The organism is Micromonospora sp. NRRL B-16802, from assembly GCF_001279555.1.
In the GTDB taxonomy this organism is placed as follows: Bacteria; Actinomycetota; Actinomycetes; order Mycobacteriales; family Micromonosporaceae; genus Micromonospora; species Micromonospora profundi.
Genome location: NZ_LGEB01000064.1, coordinates 255,354 through 275,993, shown reverse-complemented (window position 1 = coordinate 275,993; position 20,640 = coordinate 255,354). Strand labels below are relative to the sequence as shown.

Below are 20,640 nucleotides of genomic sequence, written 5' to 3'. Positions count from 1 at the left end.
TACCTCGGTGACTGTCACCACTCACTCCTCGCGAGTTCGAGACCAGATGGCCCTCGGACACGAGGAGACTGCACACCGACGGACGCCACGCCCTCGGGGCGTGGATCAGATGGCGTCAGCCGTCCCACGCGGCCTCGGACCGCCGCCCACCCGGGTGCGGGTGAACGGCGCGCTGGCAGGTCTTCGGACTCGCGGGCACGACCGGGCTCACCGGTCTCCTACTGGCCGTCGCTTCCCAGGCCGTGTCGGCCCAGTGCTGATGTCGGCTGTCGTTCCCACTCACCGCTGCGGGACAGTCCCGGAATTCCACCGGGTTCCCTCTTGCCTCGGCCACTCTGGATGAGCGGCCGAACCAGCTGCGATCGACACCATATATAGGGGCGGCAGCGTTTGTCACACCCCACATGTCGGCGTCGGCGTGTCGCCGGCGCCGACGCCCACCACCATCGATCGACGGGTCATCCCGCGAGGGCGACCGGCTGCGCGGCCCGCGTCCGTCGCTCGGTCGCGTAGCTGAACACCGCCAGACCCAGGCCGAGAATCGCGAGGACGACACCCACCCAGGCCGGCGCGAGATAGCCGAAGCCCGCGGCGATGACGACGCTACCCAGCGCGGCGCCGAGGCTGTTGGCGACGTTCATGGCGGACTGGCTCATCGCCGCGCCCATCAACTGCGCTCCCGGTGCGACGGTGATCAGGCGTGCCTGGACGACCGGCCCCAGGTAGAGGCTTGTCGCGCCCACCAGGAACGCGCCCACGAACAGGCCGACCGGGTTCGACGCGACGAGGCCGAAGACGGCGATGCTGACGATCATGGCGACGAAGCCGACGAACATGCTCCGGTGCAGGTCCCGGTCCGCGAGCCAACCGCCCAGGGCGTTGCCGACCGTCATGCCCAGGCCCAGCGCGACAAGCACCCACGGCACGGTCATGGCTGACAGGCCTGTGACGTCGGTGGTGACCGGCGCGAGGTAGGTGTTGACAGCGAAGAGACCGGCGAGGCCCACCGCCCCGGTGGCCGCCACGAGCCACACCTGCGAGGTCCGCAGGGACCGCAACTCGGCGGCCGGCGAGGCGTCGACAGCCGCCACGACCTCCGGAACGAACGCCAGGACCGCCAGCAGCGTGAGCACGAACACCCCGGCGATGACCAGGTACGCGGCACGCCAGCCGACCGCCTGCCCGAGCCGCGTGACCGCCGGCACGCCCACCAGGTTGCTGACGGTCAGACCCCCGAGCACGGCGGCGAAACCCCGGGCCTCGTTGCCGGGGCCGAGCAGTGCCGCCGCGAGCAGACCCGCCGCGCCGAAGTACGCGCCGTGCGGCAGCGCCGCGACGAACCGGGCCACCAGCACAAGGTCGAACGTCGGCGCGATCGCCGAGGCGACGGTGCCGACGATGAAGAGGACGAGCAGACCGAGAACCAGTTTCTTACGCGGCATTCGGGCGGTCAGCGCGGCGATCAGCGGCGCGCCCGCCACCACGCCGAGCGCGTAGGCGGTGATCGTCCAACCCGCGCGGGCCACCGCGTCCGACGACGACACGGCGTACTGCTGTGGGAGCAGGCCGCGTGCGATGTCGGGCAGCAGGCCCATCGCCGCGAACTCGGTGAGGCCGACCGCCACACCGCCCAGCGCCAACGCGAGAACCGCCCCCAGGCGTCGATTTCTGCTCAGTGCATGCACCGAGCGAATTTAGCAACAGCGTTGCGTAATAGGGTGGTGAGATGACGCGCACCACAGCCGACGTCACCTTCCTGCGCGGCTACAACCAGGCACTGGTCATGGCGCTGGGACGTACCGTGCGGACGTTCGAGCGGTCGACAGTTGTCGACGCCACAGGCCTGACACCGCAGGCCGTCTCCAAGGTCCTCGCCCGGCTGAGCGCCGACGGCCTGATCCGCACCGCCGGCGTCCGCCGCCCCGGCATCGGCAAGCCCGCAGTCGTCTACGAGATCGTGCCCGACAGCCGGTACGCCATCGGCGCCCACGTCGCCCGCCGTACGCTGCGGCTGGTCCTTGTCGACCTTGCCGGCACGGTGCACCACTGCGCGGTCAGCCCGCTTCCCGGCGACTTCACCCCGGAGCAGCTCCTCGACGCGCTCAGTTCCGGCATCGACGCGCTGCCCGGCGGCGCCGACCTGCGGGGCCGGCTGACCGGAGTGGGCATCGGCATGATCGGCCCACTGGACCACGCGCGGGGCCTGGTCCGGGACGCCCACGGTCTGCGGCACTGGCACGACGTCCCGCTGCGCGACCTCGCCGAGGCCCACCTGGGCCTGCCCGTGCACCTCGACAAGGACGTCACGGCGGGGATCACGGCCGAGGCGTGGCGGCACGGCGGGACCTTCGGCGACGCCGTCCTCATCATGGTCGAGTCCGGCATCGGCGGAGGCTTCTGGCTGGGCGGCACCGCCCACCGGGGCGCGCACACGAACGCCGGGGAGTTCGGCCACACAGTTGTCGCCCTGGATGGGCCGCCGTGCGTCTGTGGGCGCCACGGATGCCTGGAGATCGTGCACCACCACGCCGCCGAGGCCGGCGACATCGCTCGGGCGGCCCGCGTCCTTGCCGTCGGCGTGGTCAACCTGCTCCAGACCCTCGACCTCTCCCGCGTGGTGCTGGCCGGCGCCGACCTTCTGCGGCACGCGCAGACCTACCTGGCGGCCGTCGAGGAGGCAGTGCACACCGACGTGCCCCGCGCGGACTGGCTCACCACCGACGTGACGCTGTCCAGCCTCGGCCCGGACGTGATCGCCGCCGGTGCCGCCATGCAGGTCCTCGACAAGCACTACGGCGTTCCCGATCTCGCCCCGCTCTAGCGGCGCCGGCGGACGAGGCCGGCGACCGGTCAGCCCTCTCGGGTGTGCACCAGGGCGGCGGCCCGAACCAGGGCCGCCTTCTCCGTGGCGGAGAGCGCGGGGTCGACCCGGCGCAGGCCCAGCGCCCGCCGGAGCTGGCCGGCCCGGGGTGGCTCCGCCCGTCGCTGAAAGGCGTCGAGCCCCGCGTGGGCGAAACCGGCGAGTTGCGGGTCCGGGCCGACCGCCACCTCGGCGAGGATCAGGGCGGTCATTGCCACGTCCAGGTCGGGCGGCCCTTCGGCGGCGTTGCGCCAATCGATCACGACCGGCCCACGCGAGGTCACCATGACGTTCTGTGGGTGCAGGTCGAGGTGCAGGACGCGGGCGGCCGGGTCGGCGCTGAACCGGGGCGGCAGGGCATGCAGACGGTTGTGCAGGTCCACGAGCAGGTCGGCGGCCGTGTCGACGTCGGTGCGCTGGGCGAGCATCGAGGCCAGGAGCGTCTCGCCGTCGAGTCGTTCCAGCACCAGGTCGGGGCCGTCCGAAGCGTGGACGGCCGGGATCGGGTAGCCGGATGTGCGGAGGTGGCGCATCAACGCTGCCTCCGACGCCGTGTCCCCGCCCTGGCGGTAGCGGCGCAGCACCCTCAGCTCGTCAAGCGCGAAGACATCGGCGTCGCGCCCGGACGCGAGCAGTGGAAGATCGGCCATGGCAGTGGACGCTAGCCCGCGCCGCTCTGCTCTGTCCGCCCCGCGGTGGGCGGGCCGTGGTCACGGCCCGCCCACCGCGGCTGCGCTACCGCCTACTCACTTCGCGCCGGTGACGGTGAACGGCCGGGACACCGTCGTCGCCGACTTGGCGCCGGTAAGCGTGACGCTTGTCGCGCCCGCCTTCGCCGCACCCGGGACGACGACTGTCGCGCCGGAGATCACCCCGTCGCCGTTAGCCCGCACGGATTTGACCGCGAGGCGGTCGCCGAAGGCGATGGTGACCTCCTCGTTCGGTACGAACCCGGAACCGTCAACGGTGATCGACGTACCGCGCGGCCCCTCCGTGGTCATCAGCGCCACCCGGGGCTGATAGCTCGGCGCCTGCGCCCGCCCGGTCACCTGGACGGTGGCCGTGGCAGGCGTACGGGTGGACGCACCCGTCGCGGTGACGGCGTACCGGCCGGGCTGCGCGTCACCGGAGGTCGGGACCGAGGCCCGTACCGTTCCCCTCGCGGAGGCCGCGACAGTCGTGGTCCGGGACGGGTCGGTGCCGACGACGACTGTCACCTGCTCGCCTGCGGCGAACCCGCTGCCGTCGACGGTGATCGCGTCACCGGTCGTGACGGCGCCGGCTCCCGGCAGTGCGATCGCCGGCTGCGATCCACCACGGGCGACGGTCACGGTGAAGGCCGTGGTGCTGCTCGCCAGCGTGTCCCACGCCGTGACGTGCACCGTGTAGGTGCCCTCCCGCGCGTAGGTGTGCTGCCCGCTCAACGCACCGGACGCGCCGATAGTGACGTCCTCCGGAGCCGTCCCGTCGCCCCACTGGACGCGGGCGCGGTAGCCCGTCGTACCGGGGACGCCGCCGCTCACCGAACCGAGGTTCGCCGCGAGGGACTGCCCGGCGGTGGCCTTCTGGTCGGCCGGGGCGGTGGTCGCCAGCGCGGGGGCCGGCGTGCCGTCGTCGGCCACGGCGAACACGTGGATCCGGCCCGCCGAGCGGGGGTCGCCGGTCTGCGTCGGCAGGGTCACCGACACGAGCGTCTTGCCCGCCGGGATCTGGTACGGCGCGGTGGCGAACAGGAACGGCTGGGCGCCGTCCCGGCTGGTGCCACTCAACCGGTACGCGGACTTCGCGACAACGACGTTGCCGTACGACGGGGTGCCGTTGGCGTTGCCGCCGAGCGTCCAGTCACTCATCTGGATCGGGATGCTGGCGGTGCTGCCGTCAGAGAACGTCGCAGTGCCCGTGGTGCTCTGGTTGCCCTGCGTGCCGGCACCGATGAACGAGATGCTCCGGGCGTCGGCCGGCAGGTGCAGGTCGATCGTCGCGCCGTTGCCCGTGGCGTTGTCCGGCTGCCCCGCCGGGATCACCGGGAGGGTGAAGGCCAACGCCGTTCCGGGCACCTCGTGCCGCTGACCGGGGGTGACACCGGCCGCCGCCAGGGCGGCCCGCGAGTACGCCCACGACTTGGCGTCGCAGTCCGCCGCGAGGGTGCCCTCGTCACCGATGCAGACGGTGTCGAACGCCGCGGTGAGGCCGCCTTCCGGCGCGTACGCGACGTCGACGCCGACAGTCGCCGACGCCTGGCTGGTGCCGTCGGTGACCGTGACGTTCGCCTGGTGGTAGCCGGGCGTGGTGTAGGTGTGCTCGCCGCTGACCCGGTAGACGGCCCGCGAGCTCAGCGTCAGGGTGCCGTCGGTGACAGGTGAGCCGTCACCCCAGTCGATGGTGGCCCGGTAGCTGTCGGCGGCGCCTCCGGTGACAGTGGCCAGTGGCACCGACACCGGTGCTCCCGACCTGGCGTGCACGCCGTCCGTGGCGGTCACCGTGATGTCGCCGCCGCCCAGGTCGAGGTCGCCTCCGGCGAGCAGTTCGATCTCGGCGAGGGTCGGTTGTGCCGCACCGGCGGTCTTGGTGACGACGAGACGGAACTGGGTGTAACGGCCCGGCTTGTCGATCTGGAATGGACGGGTCTGGTTGCGCCAGCGGAACACCTCGCCCACGCGGGAGTCGAGGGTGCTCCAGGTGATGCCGTCGTTGGAGCCCTGGAGCCGCCAGTCCGCCGCGTCTCCCGCGCCCGCACCGGAGGTGAGGGTGTAGTAGCTCGGCTTCTGCCGGCTGCCCCGGGCCACCCAGCTGACCTGCGGCGTGGCGGAGCCGAGGGACAGTTGCGTGGTCGACGAGTCGTCGAACAGCTTCGCGGCGTCCTGACCGCCGGTCGCCGTGGCGGTGCCCAGGCCGGGACCCGTGATGTCCTGCAACGGCTTCGGCGCCTTGTCGCCCTTGGTCAACGACGGCGGTACGTCGTTCTTGCCGGTCCCCCAGGACGACGGGTTGGGACCCATCTGGAAGTCGATGGTGCCGCCCTTGACGAGCGCGGCCACGTCGATCGACACCTCACGCTGCTTCTTGCCGTTGACCTTCACATCCTGCACGTACACGTTGCGCGTGCTGTTGTTCGGCGCGTTGACCACGATGTCGCCGCTGGTGCGGCGGACGGTCATCCTGGTGAACTGCGGCGAGCCGATGGCCCAGTGGGTCGACCCGGCCTGCAGCGGATAGATGCCCAGCGAGCTGAGGACGTACCACGCCGACATCTCGCCGTTGTCCTCGTCGCCCAGGTAGCCCTGGCCGATCTCGCTGCCGACGTAGAGGCGCCGCATGATCTCGCGTACCGCCGCCTGGGTCTTGGCCGGTGCGCCGGCGACGTCGTACATGTACGGGATGTGGTGCGACGGCTGGTTGCTCATGCCGAGCTGGCCCATCCGCACCGCCCGCGCCTCGAGCATCTCGTGGATGATGCCGCCGTACCCGCCGGGGCGGTCGGCGTTCTCCGGGGTCGCGAAGAACTCGTCGAGCTTGTCCCGCAGCGCCTTGCGCCCGCCGTACAGGTTGGCCAGGCCCTGGCCGTCCTGCTGCGCGGTGAACGCGAAGTTCCACCCGTTGGTCTCGGTGTAGACGCCACCCCAGTCCAGCGGGTCACCGGCGAGGAACGCGCCGGAGGCGTCGCGGCCCTGGAAGAGCTTCGTCTTCGGGTCGAAGAGGTGCACGTAGTTGCGGGCGCGTTCCAGGAAGTACCGGGACTCCTCCTTGAGGCGTTCACGCTGCGACTTCGGGGTGGCCGGGTCCTTGGCGAGGGCTGCGGCCATGTTGCCGATGCCGTAGTCGTTGATGAAGCCCTCCAGCGCCCACGACACCGACTCCCCCGTGGAGGTCGGGGTGTAGCCGAGGAACAGCGAGGTCTCGATGCCCTTGCGGCCGACCTCGCTGCGTCCGGACGCGACAGTCGCGTCCTTGACCGCCGCGTCGTACGCCGCCAGCGGGTCGGGCAGCTTGACCCCGCTGAGGTACGCCTGGGCCAGCGCCACGTTCGCGCTGGTGCCGGTCATCAGGTCGGCGTAGCCGGGTGACGACCAGCGGGCGATCCAGCCGCCGTCGCGGTAATGCTGGACGAAGCCGTCGGAGATCTTCGCGGCGACGTCCGGGTACAGCAGCGCGTACGCGGGCCACACGGTGCGGTAGGTGTCCCAGAAGCCGTTGTTGACGTAGATCTGCCCGTCGACGATCTTCGCGCCGGTACGGGTGGCTGTCGACGTGCCGGTCGGCGCCGACACCGGGCTCGCGTACTGCCAGCGCGGCTTGGCGGCGGTGCCGGTGTTCTCCGACTGCGAGTTCGGGTAGAGGTTGAGCCGGTACAGGTTGGAGTACATGGTCACGAGTTGCGCCTCGGTCGCGCCGCGCAACTCGACGCGGCCGAGCCGGTCCTTCCACGCCGCGGTGGCGGCGGCGCGGATCTGGTCGAAGCTGCGCCCGGTCGCCTCCAGGTCGAGGTTGCGGCGGGCCTGGTCGACCGAGAGGAACGACGTCGCGAGCCGCATCGTCACCTGGCGGTTCGCCGAGACGTCGAAGGTCGCCGACGTCGCCGACGACGCCGTGGGCGCGCGGTCGAAGGCACCGGACACGAACATGCGGCTCCGTCCGGCCGACAGGCCACTTCCGTTGTCGACCCAGCCGGTGATCGTGCCGTCCGTACCGATGGTGAAGGTGCCGTTGTGGAAGACGAGGCTTCCGGTCGGCGACCCGGACGGGAAGGTGAACCGCATGATGCCGGCGTGGTCGGTGGGCGACATCTCGGCGACCAGGCCGTTCTGAAGCGTGACCCGGTAGAGGTCGGGCTGTGCCGTCTCGTCGGCGTGCCGGAAGGCGACCGCCCGGCTGGCCGGCGTCCCGGTCAGCGAACCGTCGCCGGCCACCGGCATCACCGACATCTGGTTGCGGTCACCCATCCACGGGCTGGGCTCGTGGGAGATCGCGAGGCCCTGGAGCGTGGGCAGGTTGGCCGCGTTGTTCGTCCGGTGGTAGTGGTACTCCCAGGAGTCGGACGTCGCGTCGGTCACCGGCGTGAAGAAGTTGAAGCCGTTGGGTACCGCCGTGATCGGCAGGTTGTTGCCGCGCGAGAATCCGCTTGTCGAGTTGGTTCCCCGCCGGGTGTCGACGTAGTTGGTCAGTCGGGAGCCGTCGATCGGCGTCGGCGTGCCCGTCACCTCGATGTCGTCCAGCCAGCCGGTGAACCGGGTGTCAGCGGTGGCCCGCGGGTTGTCGTAGGCGAGCAGGATGCGGTCGATGGTCTTGCCCCGGGCGACAGCGCCGATGTCGGCCTGCACGGCGTTCCACTGGTCGGCGAAGAGCGCCTTCGAGGTGCCCTGCCCGGCAGCGGTCAGCGGGTTGCCGTGCTGGTCGACGACAGCCCGTCCACTGAGGTAGCTGCCGTCGGTGAAGTGCAGGTCGATGGCCGCGAAGGTGGACGGGTACTGGGTGTCGCCGCCGGTGAACTCGGGAAAGATCTTGTAGGACAGCCGGGTGTGCGGGCCGACCGGGATGTCGACGTCGAACAGCTTGTTCGTCGCGTACGACCGGCCGTCGCTCTCGGCGCCACCCGCGTAGCGCAGGGCGGCGAGCCCTGTGAAGCCGACGCCCGGCTTCGTGGTGTACCCGCCGGTCGGGCCGGCGCCCACAGCGGTGCTCATGGGCGCGGCCGGGGGCAGGACGTCCGAGCCGTCGCTGATGTCCCAGGTGGCGAGCTGCACGATGGACGCGCCGGAGTTCGCGGAGATGACCAGCCGGTAGTACCCGTAGGCGGTCGTGTTGGTGAAGCTGTAGGTGTTGAGGGCGAACCGCTTGGCGAAGCTCTGCCCCGTCCGCCGGTCGAGATCGGTCCAGGTGTTGCCGTCGGTGGAGCCCTGGAGCGTGAAGTCCTTGGGGTCGCGGGTCGGCTCGTCGTCGGCGGCGGTCAGCGCGTACCGCACCACCGCCGTCGGCTTGGTGAGCTGGTACGTCACCGAGCCGGTCCGGTCGAAGGCCAGCCACTTGGTCGACGGCTCGCCGTCGGCGAGCTTGGCAGCCGTCTCGTTCGGCGGGTTCTCGGCGCTGGCGGTGACCGCCGCGACCTGGCCGAGCAGGGTGCCGGGCAGCACCCGGCGGGTCGACCCGGTCAGGTTCGCCTGGACCGGCTTGCCCTTCGCGTCGACCTCGACGGCACTGGCGGCGGGCTGAGGGTCGGCCGACTCGAACGAGCTGCTGAAGGCGCCGGGCGGCGCGGCGTTGGGGGCGGCGCTGGCCAGGGGCGCGGCTACGACCAGCCCCACCGGCAGCAGGGCGGCGGTGGTCGCTGCCACCAGCCGGAGGGACAGGGTGCGCGCACGGGGGAGATACGGCATAGGGGCGGGGCCTTTCGACTCGAACCGGTCGAGTACGTCGAACGTCCGGGCTTGTCGTGATGGTTGTTGTGAGTGATTTGTCGTACGTGGCCGGTCGGCCTGACATCGTTGTCATCGGGTTCGAAGACAAGCGCCGGCGTATCCGGTGGATGGTGGCAGATATTTCCCGCAGACCTTTGCCGTGTCAATGGGTTGACTGGAAGGAAACCGGCCTGAAAACTTTTCGACGCCCCTACCGGCCCCCTGCGGCCAGCTCGGCGAGCATCCCCTCGCAACTGCGGACTTCGCGCGCGCCGCTCTTTCCCGAGCAGGCGCGGATCGTCGAGCTGTGTCACCATCCAGTGTCGGTGGCCGAGGTCGCGGCCGAGCTGGATCTACCTCTCGGGACGGTCCGGGTCCTCCTCGGTGACCTGCTCGCGGCAGGGCTTGTCGAGACGCACGAGCCGCCGACGCTGTCGGAGCTGCCGTCACAGGAGTTGCTGGAGTCGATACTCGTCGGGCTGCGCGCCCTGTGACCGGTCGGATGCCACCCGCGAGCGGTCGCGGGCGGACGCCCGATGACGAAGTGAAGGGGAGACAGGCAGTGCCGGCACCACCGCCTCGGCCACGGCGAACTGTGGCGATCATCCTGCTGGACCGGATCGTGGCCGCCGCCGCTGCCGTACGACAGGTGTTCACCGGTCGTGGCGACGTCTCGCGGGCGACCTGGGTGGCCGTGATCGCGGCGCTGGGGGTGCTGGTCGCGACCGTGGTCTCCGTCGTCGGCGTGCTGCGGTCGCCTGAAGAGTTGGCGCCGGTGACCCTCGACCCGCCACCGTCGGTCGGCCAAGTGGGCACACCCGCGGTCGGTACGCCCCAGGGGCAGGCGCAGCCGGCCCAGGCCAGTCCGACGGCGTCCGTCCCGTCGACTGTCACGGCGGCGCCGCCGTCGGCCGGGTCGCCGTCCAAGACTCCCCCGCCTGATGCGTCGACGGCCCCGCCGACGCCGGCGGCCCTCGCCGCCGAGTTCGCCGTCGAGGACAACGCGCTGCTCAGCTACGGCGCCGCCGTGACGATAAGCAATCCCGGTTCGGTGCCGTCGGCGCGGTGGACGCTCACCGTCACGCTGCCGAGGGAGTCACTGCGGGTGAGTTCGGTGCAGGGCGCGCAGGTCAGCCACGACGGTGCGGTGTGGACCTTCGTCCCGGACGGCAGCTCCGGCCAGGTGCCCGGCAGCGCGTCGGTCCGCGTGACGTTCCGGGTGAACGGCTCGACGGTCGGCGCCACCCCCACGGCGTGCACGATCGACGGCGTCGCGTGTGGCGGGCTGGGCTGATCGGTAGTGGTACACCGGACGTTCCGACGGCAGCCACACTCGATTGATCACTGGTTCGGGTGCGCTTCCTAGCGTGGCGGCCATGACTGTCCCACCCGCATCATCGTCGCCCGGCCGCGCGTCGCGGCTCGCCGCCGTGCGCGCCCGGACCGCCGCGGCCGTGGCCGCCCTCGCCGTCACCGGTGCTGCCGCCGTCGCGGTGACAGTGACGACCGCGCCGCCCGCCGCCGCCGAGCCGGGCACCGTTGTCGTCTCGGAGAGCTTCTCCTCCGGGTCGCTGCCCGCCGGATGGAACGCTGTCGACGGCACCTGGAAGGTCCAGAACGGCCGGCTGTACGGCACCTCGGCAAACTCCGGCGAGAACAACAAGATCACCTTCGGGCGGCACCTGAACGACTTCCGGCTCGAAGCGACGATGCGGTTCGAGTCGGTCTCGGCGGCCACCCGCTGGGCGTCGCTCGGCATCGACGTGCCGGCCAGCGGCGCGACCCCGTGGTGGATCGCCACAATGCGCAGCGGCACCACCGCCGCCAACGGTCTCGAATTCGCCCAGCGGACCACCGGCAACGCCTGGGTCGTGACGAACACCGCCTCCGCGCCGTACGCCGCCGGCACCGGTCGGGACGTGCGCGTCGCCGTGGAGGTGCACGGCAACCAGGCCCGCTGGATCTTCGACGGGCGGGAGGCGATGCGCACCAGCAGCCTGCAACGCTCGGCAAACGGCGTGCAGGCGCTCTTCGTCAACGGCGCCACCGTCTCGTACGACGACGTCACCGTCACCGAGCTGCCGCCGAACGGCTACATCCGCCCGGCGGGCAGCCCGTTCACTGTCATCGCGCACCGTGGCGCGTCCGCCGCCGCGCCGGAGAACACCCTCGTCGCGCAGGAGATCGCGCGCCGGGGTGGCGCCGACTGGATCGAGAACGACGTCCAGCCGAGCAGGGACGGCATCCCGTTCGTCCTGCACGACGGCACCGTCGACCGGACCACCGACGGTACGGGCAGCATCCGCAACCTGACCGCCGCGCAGCTCAAGGCGCTCGACGCCGGCTCCTGGTTCGGCCCGCACTACGTCGGCGTGCGGGTGCCCACCCTTGCCGAGCAGCTCGCCGACCTGCGGACCCGGGGCGGCAACCTGCTCCTGGAGATCAAGGGCAGGCACACGCGCGACGAGGTCGCGACGATCGTCAAGGTGATCCGCGACGAGCAGATGGCGGGCCGCGTCTTCGTGCAGAGCTTCGAGGTGGACGCCCTGCGGTACACCCGCGAACTCGCCCCCGAGCTGCCGCTGGGCCTGCTCCGTAGCAACCTCGACGCCGACCCGGTGGCGATCTCGAAGGAGCTGCACCTGACCGCGTACAACCCGGACGGCAACGCGCTGCTGGCCAGGCCCGAGATCGTGGCGCCGCTGCACGCCGCCGGCGTCGCGGTGATGGCCTGGACGATCGACTCCGCCGGCCTGTGGCAGCGGTTGGAGCGGATCGGCGTCGACGGTGTCATCACCAACCGCCCGGCCGAGCTGGTGGGGTGGAACGCGGCGCTTCTCCAGCGGCCCGACACGTCGCCGACAGTGGCGATCACCTCGCCGGTCGACGGCGCGCGCCTGGACCGGGCGCAGTCCCCGGTGCTCGCGGTCGCGGCCACGAACGCCGACACCGTCACCGTCACGCTCGACGGCACGACGACGACGGTCGGGCGTGAGCTGGACTTGACCACGCTGGCCGCCGGCCGGCACACCATCACGGCCGAGGTCACCGGGCCCGCCGGTACGGCGACCACCACCAGCACATTCACGGTGACGGCGAGCCAGGCGAGCCTCGGCTACCTGATCCTCACCTCCGGCGCCAAGCCCGGAGCCCTCACCGCGATGAGCACTCACGTGGCCCACGGCCAGTACGCCCAGCTGGCCACGTACGTCGAGCGGCAGGCAGGCAAGCTCGTACCGGCTGATGTCGCGCGCGTCATCGCCGCCGACGCGCGGACCCTCGCCCGCCCGTAGCCCGCCGTGGCACCGGAGTCCCCGCCGTCGGCCCGGACGGCGGGGACTCACACCCTCCCGGTTGCGAGCGTCGCTCATGATTGGGGGGTGATTCGCTTCGTGCTCAACGTACTGTGGCTCATCTTCGGTGGCGGCATCGTGCTGGCGTTCGGCTACGGCCTCGCCGCGCTGATCTGCTTCGTCCTCGTCGTCACCATCCCGTTCGGTGTGGCGTCGCTGCGCCTGGCCGTCTACTCGCTGTGGCCGTTCGGCCGCACCCTGGTGCCCAAGCCGGGCGTGGGTGTCGGCTCCGGACTGGCGAACGTGCTGTGGGTGGTGCTGGCGGGCTGGTGGCTCGCCCTGTTCCACATCACCGCCGGCATCGCCCTCTGCGTTTCGATCATCGGAATCCCGTTCGGCATCGCCAACTTCAAGCTCGTTCCGGCCGCGTTCTGGCCGCTGGGTCGGGAGGTCGTCGACGTACCGTGATCGCCTGGTCGCTGGTGCAGCGGCGACCCAATGTCGATGGCGGGCCGGTCCGCACCGGCGCGGTCGGTAGTGGACAATCCGTGAAGCGACCCCGATCCACGGCGGTGGCGGACGCGCCACCAATAGACCCCTCGATAGGAGCCTGGCATGGCCGGCCCGGACGCCGAACTCACCGCGAAGCTTCAGCCCGACGTGCCGCACGCGGCGCGGATCTGGAACTACTGGATGGGCGGCAAGGACAACTTCCAGTCCGACCGGGCGGCCGGCGACGCCGTGGCCGAGGTCTATCCGGAGATCGTCCTGATGGCCCAGCAGTCCCGTGGGTTCCTGGTGCGCACCGTGCGCTACCTGGCCGCCGAGGCGGGCATCCGGCAGTTCCTGGACATCGGCACCGGCCTGCCCACCATGCAGAACACCCACGCGGTCGCCCAGGGCATCGCGCCAGATTCGCGGATCGTCTACGTCGACAACGACCCGATGGTTCTCGTGCACGCCCGGGCGCTGCTGGCCAGCACGACGACGCAGGGCGTCACCACGTACGTGCCCGCCGACTACCACGACCCGGAGAAGATCCTCGCCGAGGCCGCGCAGACGCTGGACTTCGACGAGCCGATCGCCGTGATGTACATGGGCGTCCTCGGCTACGAACCGGACCTGGACGTGGTGCGTTCGATCATCGGGCGGACGATGGACGCGACGGCCTCCGGCAGCCACCTTGTCTTCTGGGACGGCACCAACACCAGCCCGGCGGTGGTCGACGGCGCGCAGCGGCTCGCCGAGAGCGGCGGCGTCCCCTACATCCTGCGCAGCCCGGAGGACCTCGCCAGCTGCTTCGCGGGGCTGACCCTTGTGGAGCCCGGCCTGGTGCCGATCCCGCTGTGGCGGCCGGACGACGCCGACGCCACCGGAATCGACGCCTACGGCGCGGTGGGCCGCAAGCCCTGACCACCTGCGGCGCGTTGCGCCCGCAAGCCCGGGGGCCGGCGCCGGTGGCGCGCTGGCGCCGGCCCCCGGGCGGCCCGGCGGTCACCGACCGCAGGTCAGCGTCAACTCCGCCGGTGCGGTGCTCGTCGCCACGAGCATGCCGAACGTCGTCACAGCGTCCGGCGCGAGCGTTCCGTTGTAGGAGGCGTTTCCGACGGTGACGTCGGCGCCTTCCGTGTCGGCCAGCCCGCCCCAGATCGCCTGGATGCGCTCGTCACCGGCCCACCGCCACGAGACGTGCCACCGGTCCAGCGGCTCCACACCTGTGTTGCGGACGGTGACGGTGGCGACGTAGCCGCCGCCCCAGCGGGAGTCGACGGTGGCCGTCGCCCGGCACGCCGCCAGCGGCAGGGTCCGGGCCGCTCCGCCGATCACGTACGGGTCGGGCAGGTCGTTGTCGTCGCTGAACCGGTACCAGTATTCGGTGTCGGGTGTCAGCCGCTCGATGGTGACGGTGCCGTTGCGCTCCGGCCCGGAGGTGGCCTCGGCCACCGGGTTCTGCCACCGCATGGCGTCGTCACGGCCGGCGAAGAGGGTGACGGTTACCGGCGGGTCGAAGCCGCAGGGCGGGCTGAGCACTATCGCGTAGGTGATGGTCAGGCTGGTGGCGGTCGCACCTGTCACCCGGCCACTGATCGGCAGCGCCGGAGGGCACGTCGGTGCGGGTGTCGGCACAGGTGTCGGCGTGGCCACGGCGATGGGCGTCGGAGCCGCCACGGCGGTGGGCGGCGAGAGTGTCGGAGCCGCCGCGGCGACGCCGGTGGTCGCGGCCCAGCCGGCCAGGACGACTGTCGTCACCGTCAGGAGCTTGCGCAGCATCGGTACCTCCGGAAAGACACGTCGCCGTCGCGGCGGATGACCGGCCGTGCGGGTGCGGACGTGCGCGACGGCCGCCCGACGGCGATCAGCATGCGGCCGTTGGCGAGGACGTGCCCGGCACGGGATGGCGTGGCCACCTCGTGCGTCCTCTGGTCCGTCGAAAGAGGGGCGCGCTGGCTCCCGAGCGCGACCGGACCACAGCATCCCATTCGACGCACATCAATACAACAACCGATTGTCGCGCCCGACGCGGAGCGGTGGCGCCGTGGCTGTCCACCGCACACCGCGCGGCGCTGTCCCTTCGGGGCCACGGCGCATAGCCTCCTGGAATGCGGCACACCCTCACCCCCGGCGACGAGACGCTGCACGGTCACTTCCGCGCGGACGCCCCGCCGGTGCTCACCGTCGACCCCGGCGACACCGTCACCTACCGCACCCTGGACTGCTGGTGGTCCGCCGGTCCGTACCCCGGCGGGCGCAACCGGGACCGGCCCCGCGTCCCGCAGCACCGGCCCGACCACGGGCACGCGCTGATCGGCCCGGTCGCGGTCCGCGGCGCTCGCGCCGGTCAGACCCTCGCGGTACGCCTCGACGCGATAGTTCCCGGCGCCTGGGGAACGACTGTGGCCGGCGGCTGGGCGAGCGGTTTCAACGAGCGCTACGGCGTCGAGGAAGAGGGAGTGGTGCACGCCTGGGAGCTGGACGCGGCGACGATGACGGGCCGCAACCAGCACGGTCACACCGTGACGCTGCGCCCGTTCATGGGGGTGCTCGGCATGCCACCTGCCGAGCCGGGACGCCACTCGACCATCCCGCCGCGGGCCTGCGGCGGCAACCTGGACTGCAAGGAACTGACCGTCGGCAGCACACTGCTGCTGCCCATCTCGGTCGACGGTGCGCTGTTCTCGGTCGGGGACGGGCACGCCGCGCAGGGCGACGGTGAGGTGGGCGGCACCGCGATCGAGTGCCCGATGGACGAGGTGACGGTGACCCTCGACGTCCGCGACGACTTCCCGCTGACCGGCCCGGTGGCCCGCGTCGCGGACGCCTGGCTGACCCTGGGTGTCGGCGCGTCCCTGGACGACGCCACGTTCATGGCCCTGGACTCGATGCTGACCCTTATGCAACGGCTGCACGGGCTGAGCCGCCCGGACGCTGTGGCGCTGGCAAGTGTCCTGATCGACGTACGGGTGACGCAGATCGTCAACGAGACCGTCGGCGCGCACGCGGTGCTGCGCGACGACGCGTGGCGCTGAACCAGCGCGACGATGGCCGCACGCCGGGATCACCGCAGGGGACCCGCGCCGGGTCAGCGGAGTTGGCGCGCGGCGAACCGGGCTGGCGGGACAGCGATGGCGTCCTGCGTGGCGATCAACTGGATCTCCCGGGTGCCCGCCGCGAGGGTCGCTTCGAGGACCGTGTAGACCGAGGCGATGGTGTGCTCCAGCGCCGTCGCCGGTGAGCCGGTGGTCCACAGGTGCGCGAGGTAGAGCGCCGCTGTGACGTCGCCCCCGCCGTTCGGGTTGATCGGCAGCAGCGGGGTGGTCACCGCCCAGGCGCCCTCGTCGGAGACGGCCACCACTTCCAGGGAACCCTCCGGCAGATCGCCGTGCAGGACACTTGTGACGAGCACGTGCCGTGGCCCGGTCGCGCGGACGTCGTCGACCGCCGCCAGCACCTCCGCCAGCGAGGTCGTCGTGCGGCCGGCGAGGAAGTCCAGCTCGAAGTGGTTCGGCGTGATGATGTCCGCGCGCGGCACGACTGTGTCACGCAGGTACTCGGGGATGCCCGGCCGGACGAACATCCCCCGCCCGGCGTCGCCCATCACCGGGTCGCAGCAGTAGACCGCAGCCGGGTTTGCGGCCTTGACCCGGTCCACCGTCGCCAGGATCACCTCACCCACCGCCGGGTCGCCCTGGTAGCCCGACAGCACGGCGTCGGCGGTGCCGAGGACACCCCGGTCGGAGATGCCCTCGATCACCTCGGCCACGTCCGCCGCCGCGAGGGTCGGGCCGCGCCACGCGCCGTACCCGGTGTGGTTGGAGAAGTGGACCGTCAGGACCGGCCAGACCTCGTGCCCGAGCCGCTGGAGGGGGAAGACGGCCGCGGAGTTGCCGACGTAGCCGTAGGCGACCGACGACTGGATGGAGAGGATCTGCACCGCCCCATCATTGCTGCTGCGGCCGGCGCGGCGCGTCCGGCCCGCCGGTTCTGTCGGCTGACCCACTCCCGGTGCCGGCCGCGCTCGAACAGGAGCGCGCCGCGCCGCACCAGCCGGGATGGGTCCCGGTCAGGCGAGCGGCTTCGACGGTGCCACGAGATCGGCGCTGCTCCAGGACCGCCAGAGCTGGCTGTACCCTCCGCCGGCCTCCAGCAACTCTTCGTGGGTGCCCTCTTCGGTGACGCGCCCGTGCTCCAGCACGACGACGCGGTCGGCGGTGGCGGCCTGGGTGAGTCGATGAGCGACGACAAGCGTGGTCCGGCCCTCGGTGGCCGCCACTGCGGCACGGTCGAGGTCCCGCGCGCCCGCGCTGCCCGCCTCCGCGGTGGCCTCGTCGAGGATCGCCACTGTGGGGTCGGCGAGGACGAGGCGGGCGAGGGCGAGTTGCTGAGCCTGGCCGGCGGTGAGCTGCCGCCCGCCCTCCCCCACGCCGGTGTCGAGGCCGTCCGGCAACGTCCGCAGCCAGGAGGTGGCGCCGACGAGGTCCAGCGCGGCGGTCATCTCGGCGTCGGTGGCGTCCGGGTCGGCGAGGCGCAGGTCGTCGCGCAGCAGCCCGGCGAAGACGTGCACCTCCTGGCTGATCAGGGCGATCTCCCGACGGACCCGGTGCTCCCCCAGGTGCGACAGGGGTACGCCACGCAGGCGTACCGATCCGTCGGCGGGCGCGATGATGCCGGCGGCGATGCTGGCGAGTGTGCTCTTGCCGGCACCGCTGGCACCGACCAGGGCGACCCGCTCGCCGGGCGCGAGTCGCAGCTGCACGTCCCGCAACACGACAGGTCCGTCGTCATAACGGTGCTGGGCGACGACCACCTCCAGCGCCGCGGGCTCCGCCTCGCCCTTCGTGGCCGACGGCTGCGACGGTACGGACGCCGGGCCGTCGGCTCCGGGCAGTGACGTGACACCGACGAGCCGGGCGAGGCTCGCACCGGCCTGGAGCACGGCGTCGGACTGGAGCAGCAGCAGGCCGATCGGGTTGAACAGGCGGTGGAAGTAGAGCGCCGCGCTGGTGGCTGCGCCCACTGTCGACAGGCCGTTGCGGACCAGCAGGAAGCCGGCGAGCAGCACGGCGGCGAGCCCCACGAACTCCGACCGGTTGATCCGCAGCCCGAATCGGGTGTGCAGGCCGAAGATCTCCAGCGACAGGTCACGGGCGGTGGCGGAGCGGTCGGCGATGCGGGCGACGTGGGCGTCCTCCATCCGGTACGCGCGCACTGTCGCGGCGCCGCGAAGTGCCCCGGCCATCGCCTGTGACCGTTCGCCGGTCGCCACCCGCTCGCGGGCGTAGTACGGGACCGACCACTTGAGGTACCACCGCAGCGCCAGCGCGTACATCGGGGCAGCGGTCAGCCCGGCCAGGCCCAGCCGCCAGTCGAGGGCGAAGAGCCCCACAGCGGTCAGGACTGTGGACAGCAGCGCGCCGACGAAGGCAGGCCCGCTCGTGGTGATCACGTTCGTCACGACTGCCACGTCGTCGCCGGCCCGGGCGATCAGGTCCCCCGTCCCGGCCCGTTCCAGGGTGGCCGACGGTAGGTGCAGGGCGCGGTCGAGGACCCGTTCGCGCAGGCGCGCGAGCACGGTCTCGCCGAGGCGGGCGGCGATCGCCGCACCGGCCGCGGTGAGCAGGCCGGCGAGGACGGCAGCGCCCGCGATCACACCTGCCCAGGCGACGATCCGTGCCGTGCCGGAGCCTGCGATGACGTCGTCGACGAGCCGGCCGAGCACCCATGGGGCGACGAGCCCTGTCGCGGACGCGGCGACCAGCAGCGTGACGGCGGCGGCACTGAGGCCGGGCAGGCGGGCGAACTCGGCCCGCAGGGCTGCCCAGGTCTGTGCGGCGGTGGCAGTCGGCAGCAGCCGCCGAGGTTCGGCGCCGGTCGTGGTCGGCTCGTCGGTCACCGCAGGACCTCCTCCCGGTAGCGGGCGTCGCTGGCGAGCAGCTCCTCGTGCGGGCCCTCGGCGATGACCCGTCCACGGTCGAGCACTGCCACCCGGTGGGTGACCCGCAGCAGGGCCGGACTGTTGGTGACGAGCACTGTGCCCCGACCGGCCACCGTACGGGCGCCGGCGAGCCCTTCGGCGATCAGCGCCTCGGTGACCGCGTCGACGGCAGTGGTGGGGTTGTGCAGCACCAGCACGGGCGGGTCGGCGGCGAGTGCCCGGGCGAGCCCGATCCGCTGTCGCTGCCCGCCGGACAGGTTCGCCCCCCGCTCGGTGAGTACGCGGTCGATGCCGTGCGGGTGCGCCTCCAGCACGTCCTGCGCGGCGGCGGCCCGTACGGCGGCGTGCAGGACGGTGTCGTCGACGGTGGCGCCGGCTGCCAGGTTGGCGCGTAGCGTCCCCTCGAACAACGCCACGTCGTGCTGCTCGACGAGGACAGTGCTGCGTACGGCGTCGATGTCCAGGTCCTCGGCGGGTACCCCGTCGACGTACACGGTGCCGCGGTAGTCCTCCCGGGGCACCTGGCCGGCCAGCAGCGCGACGAGCGCCTCGGCCTCGCTCGGGTCGTACGCGAGCACGCCGACCACCTCACCGGCGTCGACGCGCACGCACACGTCGTCGAGCCCGGCGTACCCGACCTTGTCGAGGGCGAGGCGCGCGGGGCTCGGCGCGGGCTGCCCGCCGGTGCCCGGCTGGATCAGCGGGGCGGCGCCGAGGATCCGGGCGACCCGTCCCGCCGACGCGCGTGCCATCGCGAACAGCTGCACGGAGTACCCGAGCGTCTGCACCGGTTCGGCGACGAACTGGGCCAGCCCCACGACGGCGACCAGCTCGCCGATGGTGAGCCGGCCCTGGAGCGCGAGCCAGCCGGCGACGCCGGCGACCGCCGCGAGGAACAGGCCGTTGACAGTTGTGGTGAGGCCGAGGTGCAGGCCCTTGGTGGTGGCGGCCCGCAGTGTGACGTCGAGGGCGTGGCCGCTTGCCGCCGCGTACTGGCGCGCGGCGTGGTGCTGTGCGCCGATGCCGCGCAGCACCCGTAGGCCGGTGACGAGGTCGACGGCGAGGGCGGTCGTGGCGGCCAGCGCCTCCTGCTGGGAGGCGCTGCGCCGGGTGAGCAGCGGCGCCATCCGTTGCAGCAGGATGACCACGACGGGTACGCCGAGGAGCACCCCGAGGCCGAGCGGGACGTCGACGACGAGCAGCGCGACGGCCGCCACGACGATGGCGGTGACCGCCGCGGCGCAGAGCCCGGCGACCCGTACGACGAGCGCGGACAACTCGGCGTCGGAGGCGGTGACGGCAAGCAGGTCCCCGTCACGCATACCGGAGCGGTGTCCGCGCGGATCCAGGGCGCTGGTGGCGATCTCGACCCGTACGGCGTGCGCCTCGGTCTCCACGGCGGCGTAGTTCAGGCGCGCGCCGAACCGGTAGGCGTAGGCGAGGACCGTGAACAGGACGGCGAGGCCGGCGAGCGAGAGCAGCAGGGCGGGCACGTCCCCGGTGGCGACCGCCTGGTCGATGATCACGCCGATGGCCACCGGTACGAGCGCCTCGGCGGCCTGATGGGTGCAGAGCAGCGCGGTGCCGGCCAGCACCTTGCCACGCTGGCGGCGCAGGGCGCGCCGCAGCACCGCGCCGCCGCTGGTGAGGTCGTCCGCCATC

At 72.1% G+C, this 20,640-nt stretch carries 14 protein-coding genes and 1 riboswitch; of the genes, 7 read left to right on the top strand and 7 right to left on the bottom strand.

Annotated elements, in window-relative coordinates; genetic code table 11:
* Window positions 1–156 precede the first annotated feature (156 nt).
* Window positions 157–372, bottom strand: a riboswitch (cobalamin riboswitch).
* A gap of 86 nt (window positions 373–458) precedes the next feature.
* The gene (locus ADK66_RS17970) at window positions 459–1,685 is read right to left on the bottom strand and encodes an MFS transporter (RefSeq protein ID WP_053656746.1); all 1,227 of its coding nucleotides are present in this window, start codon (window positions 1,683–1,685) and stop codon (window positions 459–461) included.
* Window positions 1,686–1,726: 41 nt separating this feature from the next.
* Between ADK66_RS17970 and ADK66_RS17965 the strand changes: the two genes are divergently transcribed.
* Window positions 1,727–2,821 (top strand): ROK family transcriptional regulator, encoded by a 1,095-nt coding sequence (locus ADK66_RS17965; RefSeq protein WP_053656744.1) that lies wholly within the window; start codon window positions 1,727–1,729, stop codon window positions 2,819–2,821.
* 29 nt (window positions 2,822–2,850) lie between these two features.
* Here ADK66_RS17965 and ADK66_RS17960 read toward each other — a convergent pair whose 3' ends face one another.
* Window positions 2,851–3,510, bottom strand: a complete 660-nt coding sequence (locus ADK66_RS17960; RefSeq protein WP_053656742.1) for a phosphotransferase — start codon at window positions 3,508–3,510, stop codon at window positions 2,851–2,853.
* Window positions 3,511–3,606: 96 nt separating this feature from the next.
* Window positions 3,607–9,189: a GH92 family glycosyl hydrolase gene (locus ADK66_RS17955; protein WP_231640082.1), complete on the bottom strand. Its 5,583-nt coding sequence runs from the start codon at window positions 9,187–9,189 to the stop codon at window positions 3,607–3,609.
* A gap of 101 nt (window positions 9,190–9,290) precedes the next feature.
* Here ADK66_RS17955 and ADK66_RS32570 point away from each other — a divergent pair, with 101 nt between their 5' ends.
* The 5 genes from ADK66_RS32570 (at window position 9,291) to ADK66_RS17930 (ending at window position 13,958) form a co-directional block, all read left to right on the top strand.
* The gene (locus ADK66_RS32570; RefSeq protein WP_355630121.1) at window positions 9,291–9,746 is read left to right on the top strand and encodes a DUF742 domain-containing protein; all 456 of its coding nucleotides are present in this window, start codon (window positions 9,291–9,293) and stop codon (window positions 9,744–9,746) included.
* 68 nt (window positions 9,747–9,814) lie between these two features.
* Complete coding sequence (locus ADK66_RS17945) at window positions 9,815–10,546, top strand: cellulose binding domain-containing protein (RefSeq protein ID WP_197281559.1); 732 nt, start codon at window positions 9,815–9,817, stop codon at window positions 10,544–10,546.
* 82 nt (window positions 10,547–10,628) lie between these two features.
* Window positions 10,629–12,545, top strand: a complete 1,917-nt coding sequence (locus ADK66_RS17940; RefSeq protein ID WP_053656736.1) for a glycerophosphodiester phosphodiesterase family protein — start codon at window positions 10,629–10,631, stop codon at window positions 12,543–12,545.
* A gap of 87 nt (window positions 12,546–12,632) precedes the next feature.
* A complete protein-coding gene (locus ADK66_RS17935) occupies window positions 12,633–13,013 on the top strand; it encodes a YccF domain-containing protein (protein ID WP_053656734.1) in 381 nt (126 codons plus the stop codon).
* A gap of 147 nt (window positions 13,014–13,160) precedes the next feature.
* Window positions 13,161–13,958 carry an SAM-dependent methyltransferase gene (locus ADK66_RS17930; protein WP_053656732.1) on the top strand — a complete coding sequence of 266 codons (798 nt, stop codon included), beginning with the start codon at window positions 13,161–13,163 and terminating at the stop codon, window positions 13,956–13,958.
* Window positions 13,959–14,039: 81 nt separating this feature from the next.
* On the opposite strand, the gene ADK66_RS17925 is transcribed toward ADK66_RS17930, so the two are convergent.
* Window positions 14,040–14,816 carry a cellulose binding domain-containing protein gene (locus tag ADK66_RS17925; protein ID WP_053656730.1) on the bottom strand — a complete coding sequence of 259 codons (777 nt, stop codon included), beginning with the start codon at window positions 14,814–14,816 and terminating at the stop codon, window positions 14,040–14,042.
* 329 nt (window positions 14,817–15,145) lie between these two features.
* On the opposite strand from ADK66_RS17925, the gene ADK66_RS17920 reads away from it, so the two are divergent.
* Window positions 15,146–16,072, top strand: coding sequence for an acetamidase/formamidase family protein (locus ADK66_RS17920; RefSeq protein ID WP_053656729.1), 927 nt, complete (start codon window positions 15,146–15,148; stop codon window positions 16,070–16,072).
* A 53-nt stretch (window positions 16,073–16,125) separates the two neighbouring features.
* On the opposite strand, the gene pdxY is transcribed toward ADK66_RS17920, so the two are convergent.
* The 3 genes from pdxY to ADK66_RS17905 form a co-directional block, all read right to left on the bottom strand.
* A complete protein-coding gene (gene pdxY, locus ADK66_RS17915) occupies window positions 16,126–16,977 on the bottom strand; it encodes a pyridoxal kinase PdxY (protein ID WP_053656727.1) in 852 nt (283 codons plus the stop codon).
* Window positions 16,978–17,106: 129 nt separating this feature from the next.
* Entirely contained in the window at window positions 17,107–18,936 is a 1,830-nt protein-coding gene (locus ADK66_RS17910) for an ABC transporter ATP-binding protein (protein WP_053656725.1), read from the bottom strand.
* Complete coding sequence (locus tag ADK66_RS17905; RefSeq protein ID WP_053656723.1) at window positions 18,933–20,639, bottom strand: ABC transporter ATP-binding protein; 1,707 nt, start codon at window positions 20,637–20,639, stop codon at window positions 18,933–18,935. The genes ADK66_RS17910 and ADK66_RS17905 overlap by 4 nt, the downstream gene beginning before the upstream one ends.
* Window position 20,640: the final 1 nt, after the last annotated feature.

What these genes read in the sequence shown, in the direction of transcription:
- ADK66_RS17965 (WP_053656744.1), top strand. Translation starts at nt 1,727, where the DNA reads ATGACGCGCACCACAGCCGACGTCACCTTCCTGCGCGGCTACAACCAG.
- ADK66_RS17960 (WP_053656742.1), bottom strand. Translation starts at nt 3,510, where the DNA reads ATGGCCGATCTTCCACTGCTCGCGTCCGGGCGCGACGCCGATGTCTTC.
- ADK66_RS32570 (WP_355630121.1), top strand. Translation starts at nt 9,291, where the DNA reads ATGGTTGTTGTGAGTGATTTGTCGTACGTGGCCGGTCGGCCTGACATC.
- ADK66_RS17940 (WP_053656736.1), top strand. Translation starts at nt 10,629, where the DNA reads ATGACTGTCCCACCCGCATCATCGTCGCCCGGCCGCGCGTCGCGGCTC.
- ADK66_RS17930 (WP_053656732.1), top strand. Translation starts at nt 13,161, where the DNA reads ATGGCCGGCCCGGACGCCGAACTCACCGCGAAGCTTCAGCCCGACGTG.
- ADK66_RS17925 (WP_053656730.1), bottom strand. Translation starts at nt 14,816, where the DNA reads ATGCTGCGCAAGCTCCTGACGGTGACGACAGTCGTCCTGGCCGGCTGG.
- ADK66_RS17920 (WP_053656729.1), top strand. Translation starts at nt 15,146, where the DNA reads ATGCGGCACACCCTCACCCCCGGCGACGAGACGCTGCACGGTCACTTC.
- ADK66_RS17905 (WP_053656723.1), bottom strand. Translation starts at nt 20,639, where the DNA reads ATGGCGGACGACCTCACCAGCGGCGGCGCGGTGCTGCGGCGCGCCCTG.